We start from the raw sequence: 7401 nt of genomic DNA on the forward strand, positions 1-7401 counted from the left end.
CCGCCCGCCCCTGCCCCCGGCCCCGACGCGCCCCCCGACCGGACCCCCGGCGAGGTCTCGAACATGCTCACCAACTTCAGGTCCGGCTACCAGCGGGGTTCGGCCGCCGGTCCCCAGCAGCGCGACAACGATCCCGGAAGGGAGAACTGACCCCACCATGGCACAGGCTATTTCCGAGGTGCAGAGCTTCAACTGGCTGCTCGGCAACTTCGTGCGCGCCACCGACGGGGTCACCGACGCCGTCGCCGTCTCCTCCGACGGCCTGCTGATGGCCATGTCGGACGGGCTCGACCGCAAGGGCGCCGAACGGCTCGCCGCGATCGTGTCCGGGATGACGAGCCTGGCGCGCAGCGCGTCACGCCAGTACGGGTTCGACGGCCTCAAGCTCGTGATGGTCGAGATGCGGCGGGGCTTCCTGCTGGTGTCGGCGATCTCCGACGGCTCATGTCTGGGCGTCGTGTCGACCTCCCAGTGCGACCTCGGCCTCGTCGGCCATGAGATCGCGCTGCTCTGTGACCGGTTCGGAGGGCTGCTCACCCCGCAGATCGTCGCCCAGCTGAAGAACGAGGTGCTGCGATGAGCCGGCCCTACGACGAGCTCGGACCCCGGATGCCCGACCCGCGGATGATCGAGGTGCGGGAGGAGCAGCGGCGTGTGGTGCTGCCGTCCAGCCCGACCGTGCCGGTGCCGACGGCCGAGGACGTCGACGACCACGGTGTGATCGTCCGGCCGTTCGTGCTGACCGGCGGGCGCACCCGGCCCGTCGACGAAAGGCTCCGGGTGGAGACCCTGGTCAGCGCCTCGCCCGCGGCACTGTCCGCGCCGCTCACCTTCGAACGGCGGCAGATCGTCCAGATGTGCCAGCGGCCCGTGTCGGTCGCCGAGGTCGCCGGGGCGCTCGGCGTGCCCGTCGGGGTGGCACGGGTGCTCATCGCCGATCTGGTCGCCGAACGGCTGGTCACCGTGCACGACCATCTGGGGCTGGCCGACGCCAGGTCCCGTTCCGTCCTGGAGAGGATCCGAGAAGGTGTCCGTGCACTCTGACCAGATGATTTCCGCCAAGATCATCGTCTCGGGCGGATTCGGGGTCGGGAAGACGACCTTCGTCGGCGCGATCTCGGAGATCGAACCGCTGACGACGGAGGCCGCGATGACCGACGCCGCCGCCGGGATCGACGACACCTCGGGCGTCGAACGGAAGACCACCACGACCGTCGCGTTCGACTTCGGCCGGATCACCCTCGACCAGTCACTGGTGCTCTACCTGTTCGGGACACCCGGGCAGGAGCGGTTCGCGTTCATGTGGGACGACCTGATCGAAGGGGCCATCGGCGCCGTCATCCTGGTCGACACCCGGCGGATCGACCAGTGCTACGCCTCCCTCGACTTCTTCGAGGAGATGGGGATCCCGTTCGCCGTCGGGATCAACCAGTTCCCCGACGGCAAGCACTTCGACCTGCACGAGATCAGAGAGGCCCTCGGGCTGCCCGACCGGATCCCCCTCGTCCACTGCGACGCCCGCGAGCGCGCCTCGGTCAAACAGGTCGTCATCGCGCTGCTCGACAGCGCGATCGTCGCGACCACCTCCTGAACCGCGGCATCACAGAAGGGCGCGGCTGATCAGGTCGGCGAGGGCATCGGGGTCGACGCGGTCGCCGGTGAGCTGGTAGAGGCTCTCCTGGTAGAGCAGGACCGTCGCGAAGGTGGCGGCGGCGACCTCGAGCCGGGCGGCGTCACCGCGCGCCCCCGGCAGCGCCAGCTCCAGACCGCGGCGCGCGTGCCTGACCAGCTCCCGGTTGACCGCGCCCAGCCGCTCCCGCACCGACTTGTGGGTGTCGGCCTCACGGAACAGGATCCGGCGCATACTCGGCGACGCGCGCAGCGGGATCCGCGACGCCAGCCGCCGCAGCGCACCCGCCGGATCGCCCGGCAGCGGCTCGTCCGGCAGCACCTCGATCACGGTCCGCTCGTCGACCAGGGTCAGCAGGACGTCCATCTTCTGCGGGAAATAGTGGAACACCAGACCTTTCGGCACCGCGGCCAGCTCGGCGATCCGGGCCGTCGAGGTGGCGTCGTAACCGGTCTGCGCGAACAGCTCCTCGGCGGCGTCGAGGATGCGGGTACGCGAATCGTTCATGCGGGCCCCCGGGGAATGGGCGATGGCCCCGGGCCGTAGCGGCTCCGGGACCACCTCACGCGAGTGCCGGTCTCGCGCCCTTCGGGTTCGGCCTGGCGGCCTGGCCCGTCAGGCGTCAGCCGACTTGGTGGTGCCGTACAGGGCGACGATAACCGCCGCGCCGCCCGCGATCCATGCCGTCCAGGATGCAGCGTCGTCACCGGTGAACTGCCAAGCCCACGGTGCGACGAACAGGAGCGCCGCGAACGCCGCGGCCGTCCAGGCGGTCGGGCCCGCCGCGCCGAGCAGCGCGTACAGACCGGACAGCAGGAGCAGGACACCGAGCACCATCAGGGGCTCACGGCCCGCGCCGTCGGCCCACAGGTCCGGCGCGAGCAGCGCGGCCAGGCCGGCCACAAAGGCCACCGCCGCTTCGTAGTTGAACTTCAGAGACATCCGCCACCTCCGGGGGAACCACGGGACGTCCTCGTCCCGTCCGAAATGTCCCCCGATTGACCGCCCGGTCAACCGATCCCCAACGCCACAACAACCTGGTCAACGAGTGAGAGCACACTTACTTCACTGGACGCCTTCCAACCGCCACTGCTATGCGCCGTTCACCGAAACAACGGCACCCGACCACGCCGCAACAGACTCAACGCCACAGCCGCCACCGTCAGGGCTGCAAAGGTCAGTTCGAAGCCCGAGATCGGGAACTGTCCCATCAGCGCGAAGGGCTGGTAGAGCCAGAAACTCAGCGTGTAAGTGCAGTACAGGGCTGCGCCGATGGCCCATCGTCGATCGGCCGTGATGAGGGTCGCGATCAGCAGAAGCAGCATGGGGAGAAAGTACTGCTGGGTCATGAAAGTCGTCATCCCGCCGAAGTGCCCACCCCAGTGGGTGAAGGGGAGGTACTGGAGCGGCCAGACCAGCCAGAGCCAAGACCGTCGAGCCGTTCGGGCTCCCCGCAGCCGGGCGAAGGCGAGAATGCCGCATCCGCCGACAAGGACGACGATCCCGACGATTGCGGGCACGAGCGGGTAGTGGCCGGCTCCATACGGGATGGTATCGGGATCGAAGTAGGTGCGTTTGGCGACCTTCGCGGCCGCCACGAGGGCGAGTCCGAACGCCGCGAAGGCCCAGCCTCGCATGATGGCGAGGGGAAGGAGCGCGCCGAGTACCTCGGCTATGGTCACGGATCCACCACCGGGCAGGACGCCGTTGACGCCCTGCAGGGTGATCGCGAGCAGGCCGATGGCGAGGCCGTCGAGGAGGGCGGGGCGGTCGGCGGGCTGGCGGAGCCGGGCGAGGAAACCGCCCCTGAGCAGGGCGGTGCTTTCGTGGAGGGAGATTCGGTCGGGGGAGGTCTCGGCGAGCGTCGCGAGGAGTTCCGGGCCGTGGGCGTCGCGGTGCGGCTTGGGGTAGGCGCGCAGCAAGGCGGCGTAGAGGCGTTCGGGGCGCATAAGAGGGGTGCCTTTCGGGGGGTCAGGCTGGGGTGAGGCCGGGGGAACCGGGACGGTCGGGGCGGTGGGTGACGAGACGGGCGGCGGCGGCCATCCGGGACGCCTCCGCGGCGAGGGCGGCGGCGCCCGGTTCGGTGAGCTCGAAGTAGCGGCGCGGCCGGCCGGAGACGACCTCCTCACGGGTGACGGCGACGAGCCCCTGCCCGGCGAGCCGGTCGAGCGCCCCATAGAGGGTGCCGACGGCCAGCCGGACACGGCCACCCGAGTCGGCCTCGGCGCGTTTGATGATCGCGTAGCCGTGGAGGGGGCCGTCCAGGAGGGCGGCTAGGACGAAATAAGCGGGTTCGGTCAGGATCGCTCCCATACTTCGGCAGCCTATGCATCGTCTCACGAAGTATCAAGAGTCACAGGAGTGGAACGGTCGTTTAACGCGGGCGAAATCGCCTGGGAGTGTGCTGGACCCGACTCGCATCACGCGAGGCGCGTCTAGGGTTCCGCACCGCGAGGTGGACTGGTCCGAGAGATGCAGGCGGCGGCGTCAGCGGCCGTTCCACGGCGGGAGAAAAGCCCGGGAGGTCGGTCGACGCCCGGCTGCCCGCCGGGCCCGTCTTGGAAGGCCCTGAAATGCGCATCGCCAAATCCCTGAGCGCCGTTCTGCTGGCAGGCGCCCTGCTCACCGCCTGCGGCGGCGCCGACGACCCCGCCGACGGCGCGGCCCCCGGCAAGATCACCCTCGGCTTCTCCGCGTGGCCCGGCTGGTTCCCCTGGCAGATCGCCCAGGAGAAGGGCCTGTTCGGCAAGAACGGCGTCGACGTCGAGCTGAAGTACTTCGACAGCTACACCGACTCCCTCCAGGCGCTGGCCTCCGGCGCGATCGACGCCAACAGCCAGACCCTGAACGACACGCTCGCCTCGGTGTCGGGCGGCGCGAAGCAGACGATCGTCCTGGTCAACGACAACTCGACCGGCAACGACCAGATTATCGCCCGGCCCGGCATCGCGACCCTCGCCGACCTCAAGGGCAAGACGGTGGCGGCCGAGCCCGGCACCGTCGACCACTACCTGCTCCTGCTGGCCCTGAAGAAGGCGGGCCTGACCCAGGCGGACGTCACCTTCAAGCCGCTGCCGACCGACGCGGCCGCGGCGGCGTTCGCGTCCGGGAAGGTCGACGCGGTCGGCGCGTTCGCGCCCTTCACCACCACGGCGCTCAAACTCAAGGGCAGCAAGGCCATCGCGACGTCCAAGGACTTCCCCGGCGCGATCCCCGACCACCTCGTGGTCGACAAGGAGCTCGTCGCCGACCATCCCGAGCAGGTGCAAGGCCTCGTCCAGACCTGGTTCGAGACCCTGAAGTGGATCCAGGCGAACCCGGCCGAGGCCATCGCGATCATGGCCAAGCGCGCCGACGTCTCCGAGGCCGACTACAAGTCCTACGACGCCGGCACCACGATCTTCTCGCTCGCCGACAACCTCAAGGCGTTCGGCCCCGGCACCGAGCCGACCAACCTGGCGTTCCAGGCCGAGCAGATCGCCGGATTCCTGGTCGAGGCCAAGCTCGCGGACGTCAAGCCGTCGCTCGACGGGCTGCTGGAGCCCAAGTTCGTCCAGGGCCTGAAGAACTGACCGCCACCGATCACGGAAGGGGCACGCCGATGAGCGTGATTCCGGCAGAGGCGGCCGTCGCGGGGCGGGAGGGCTGGGGTCCGCTGCCGCGGCGCCGTCCCGGCCTGCGGATTCCGGCGCTGTTCCGGCTGGGCGCGCCGGTCCCGGCGCGGGTCAGATGCGTGCTGCGGGCGGGGGCGGCGGCGGTCCCGCTGGCGCTGTGGTTCCTGCTCAGCGCGCTCGGGATCGTCGAGAAGGAGTTCCTGCCGTCGCCCGGGGCGACCTGGGCGGCGGGCTGGGAGATGGCGCGGTCGGGGCAGCTCGCCGACGACACCTGGGCCAGCACCGCCCGGATCCTGTACGGGTTCGGGATCGCCGCGCTGATCTCGGTGCCGCTCGGCATCCTGATGGGCGCCTACCCGGCGGCCCACGCGATGCTCGAACCGGTCATCGGGCTGCTGCGGTACCTGCCGGCGGGCGCGTTCATTCCATTGCTGGTGATCTGGCTCGGCATCGGCGAAGGCTCCAAGATCGCACTGCTGGTGATCGGGGTGGTCTTCTTCAACACGCTGATGACGGCCGACGCCGTCAAGGTGGTGCCGAAGGAACTGCGGCAGGTTTCGGCGACGCTCGGGGCCCGCCAGGGCGAGGTGCTGCGAAAGGTCGTCGTGCCGTACGCGCTGCCCGGCATCCTCGACGCGCTGCGCGTCAACTTCGCGGTCGCCTGGAACCTCGTGGTCGTCGCCGAGCTGATCGCGGCCGAGTCGGGGCTCGGCTACCGGATCGCCCGGTCGGGGCGGTTCCTGCAGTCCGACAAGATCTTCGCGGTGCTCGTGGTGATCGCGCTGATCGGGTTGGCCATCGACGTCGCGCTGCGGGTGCTGCGCGACCGGATCGGGAGGTGGCAGCCGTGAGGCTGACCGGGATCACCCGCGACTTCGGCGCGGTCCGCGCCCTGGACGGCATCTCGCTGGAGGTCGCGCGCGGCGAGTTCGTCTGCATCGTCGGGGCCAGCGGCTCGGGCAAATCGACCCTGCTGTCGCTGATCGCCGGGCTCGACGCGCCGACCGCGGGGGAGATCACCCTGGACGGCGCTCCGGTGCGCGGCCCTGGCCCCGAACGGGGGCTGGTGTTCCAGACCGGTGCGCTGCACCCGTGGCGGACCGTCGAGCGGAACGTCGCGTTCGGGCTGGAACTGCTGCCCCTCAGCAGGGCCGAGCGGCGCGAACGCGTCGCCTGGTACCTGCGGGAGGTCGGGCTCGAAGGGCTGGGCGGACGGCTGCCGAAAGAGCTGTCGGGCGGCCAGCGCCAGCGCGTCGCGATCGCCAGGGCGCTGGCCTGCGAACCGTCGGTGCTGCTGCTCGACGAGCCGTTCGGGGCGCTGGACTGCCAGACCAAGGACGACATGCAGCTCTTCCTGCGGAAGGTCTGGCAGGACACCGGGACCACGATCCTGATGGTCACCCATGACGTCGAGGAGGCGGTGTTCCTGGCCCAGCGGGTGATCGTGTTCGCCAGCGATCCAGGACGGGTGGCCGCCGAACTGCCCGTCGCCCTGCCCGCCGAACGGGACCTCCTGCTCAAACGGGAGCCCGACTTCCTCAAACTGCGGGCCGAGACCGAGGACCTCGTCCGCGCCCACATGCGCTGACGGGGCCGCCCATGCCCCCGGGTCGGTCAAACATATTCGGCGCGCCGGAATCCAGGGTAAGAACAGGAGGGTGGAGCAGAGTGCGACAAGGCTTGACGCGGCGGGCCTCAACGCGGCGCTGGCCGGCCGGCTGACCTCGGGCGGCGAGTTCGACGACCGCTGGCGCGCCGCCCTACTCGCCGTGGAACGCCACCGGTTCGTCCCCGATCAGGCGTGGGCGCGGCTGGACGTCGGCGCGTCCGCCGGGTTCCGGATCGACCGCGCGGCCGATCCGGTCGGCTGGCTGGAGACCGCCTACGCCGACGCGGTGATCATCACCCAGGCCGACGACGGGGCGGGCGACCCTTCGCTGGGCAGGGGAGAGGCGACTTCGTCGCTGTCGGCGCCCGGCATCGTCACGGCGTTCGCCCGGCTGCTGGATCCGCGCGGCCGGATCCTGGAGATCGGCACCGGCTCCGGCTGGACGGCGGGGCTGCTGTCGGCGCTGGGCTGCGACGTCGTCAGCCTGGAGATCGATCCGGCGCTGGCCGCGCGGGCCGTCGCGAACCTGGCGTTCCTGGCGCGCGGGC

At 70.5% G+C, this 7401-nt stretch carries 11 protein-coding genes and 1 riboswitch; of the genes, 7 read left to right on the plus strand and 4 right to left on the minus strand.

Translation table 11 applies throughout. The features are described 5' to 3' along the window. The first annotated feature begins 157 nt into the window (after window positions 1-157). Genes ACYVE7_RS25370 through ACYVE7_RS25380 form a run of 3 tightly spaced genes read left to right on the plus strand, consistent with a single transcriptional unit; the run spans window position 158 to window position 1591 of the window. Window positions 158-580: a roadblock/LC7 domain-containing protein gene (locus ACYVE7_RS25370; RefSeq protein WP_460367880.1), complete on the plus strand. Its 423-nt coding sequence runs from the start codon at window positions 158-160 to the stop codon at window positions 578-580. Further along, window positions 577-1044, plus strand: coding sequence for a DUF742 domain-containing protein (locus ACYVE7_RS25375; protein WP_460367882.1), 468 nt, complete (start codon window positions 577-579; stop codon window positions 1042-1044). Before ACYVE7_RS25370 ends, ACYVE7_RS25375 begins: the two co-directional genes overlap by 4 nt. A 4-nt stretch (window positions 1045-1048) precedes the next feature. Continuing rightward, window positions 1049-1591, plus strand: a complete 543-nt coding sequence (locus ACYVE7_RS25380) for a GTP-binding protein (RefSeq protein WP_460367884.1) — start codon at window positions 1049-1051, stop codon at window positions 1589-1591. Between the two features lie 9 nt (window positions 1592-1600). Here ACYVE7_RS25380 and ACYVE7_RS25385 read toward each other — a convergent pair whose 3' ends face one another. The 4 genes from ACYVE7_RS25385 to ACYVE7_RS25400 all read right to left on the minus strand — a co-directional run bounded on the left by ACYVE7_RS25385 (window position 1601) and on the right by ACYVE7_RS25400 (window position 3943). Then, window positions 1601-2137 carry a TetR/AcrR family transcriptional regulator gene (locus tag ACYVE7_RS25385; protein WP_460367886.1) on the minus strand — a complete coding sequence of 179 codons (537 nt, stop codon included), beginning with the start codon at window positions 2135-2137 and terminating at the stop codon, window positions 1601-1603. Window positions 2138-2245: 108 nt separating this feature from the next. Then, on the minus strand, window positions 2246-2572 hold the full coding sequence (locus ACYVE7_RS25390; protein ID WP_460367887.1) for an SPW repeat domain-containing protein: 327 nt from the start codon (window positions 2570-2572) through the stop codon (window positions 2246-2248). 161 nt (window positions 2573-2733) lie between these two features. Next, window positions 2734-3579 (minus strand): hypothetical protein, encoded by an 846-nt coding sequence (locus ACYVE7_RS25395; RefSeq protein WP_460367889.1) that lies wholly within the window; start codon window positions 3577-3579, stop codon window positions 2734-2736. 22 nt (window positions 3580-3601) lie between these two features. Continuing rightward, window positions 3602-3943: a PadR family transcriptional regulator gene (locus ACYVE7_RS25400; RefSeq protein ID WP_460367891.1), complete on the minus strand. Its 342-nt coding sequence runs from the start codon at window positions 3941-3943 to the stop codon at window positions 3602-3604. 111 nt (window positions 3944-4054) lie between these two features. Continuing rightward, window positions 4055-4156: riboswitch (guanidine-I (ykkC/yxkD leader) on the plus strand. A gap of 47 nt (window positions 4157-4203) precedes the next feature. On the opposite strand from ACYVE7_RS25400, the gene ACYVE7_RS25405 reads away from it, so the two are divergent. The 4 genes from ACYVE7_RS25405 to ACYVE7_RS25420 all read left to right on the plus strand — a co-directional run. Continuing rightward, the gene (locus ACYVE7_RS25405) at window positions 4204-5202 is read left to right on the plus strand and encodes an ABC transporter substrate-binding protein (protein ID WP_460367893.1); all 999 of its coding nucleotides are present in this window, start codon (window positions 4204-4206) and stop codon (window positions 5200-5202) included. A 29-nt stretch (window positions 5203-5231) separates the two neighbouring features. Beyond that, entirely contained in the window at window positions 5232-6095 is an 864-nt protein-coding gene (locus ACYVE7_RS25410) for an ABC transporter permease (RefSeq protein WP_460367895.1), read from the plus strand. Next, on the plus strand, window positions 6092-6832 hold the full coding sequence (locus ACYVE7_RS25415; RefSeq protein ID WP_460367897.1) for an ABC transporter ATP-binding protein: 741 nt from the start codon (window positions 6092-6094) through the stop codon (window positions 6830-6832). The genes ACYVE7_RS25410 and ACYVE7_RS25415 overlap by 4 nt, the downstream gene beginning before the upstream one ends. A 70-nt stretch (window positions 6833-6902) precedes the next feature. After that, on the plus strand, window positions 6903-7401 hold a 499-nt coding region (locus ACYVE7_RS25420; RefSeq protein WP_460367899.1), incomplete at its 3' end, for a protein-L-isoaspartate O-methyltransferase family protein.

It is taken from the genome of Actinocorallia lasiicapitis (genome assembly GCF_054778695.1).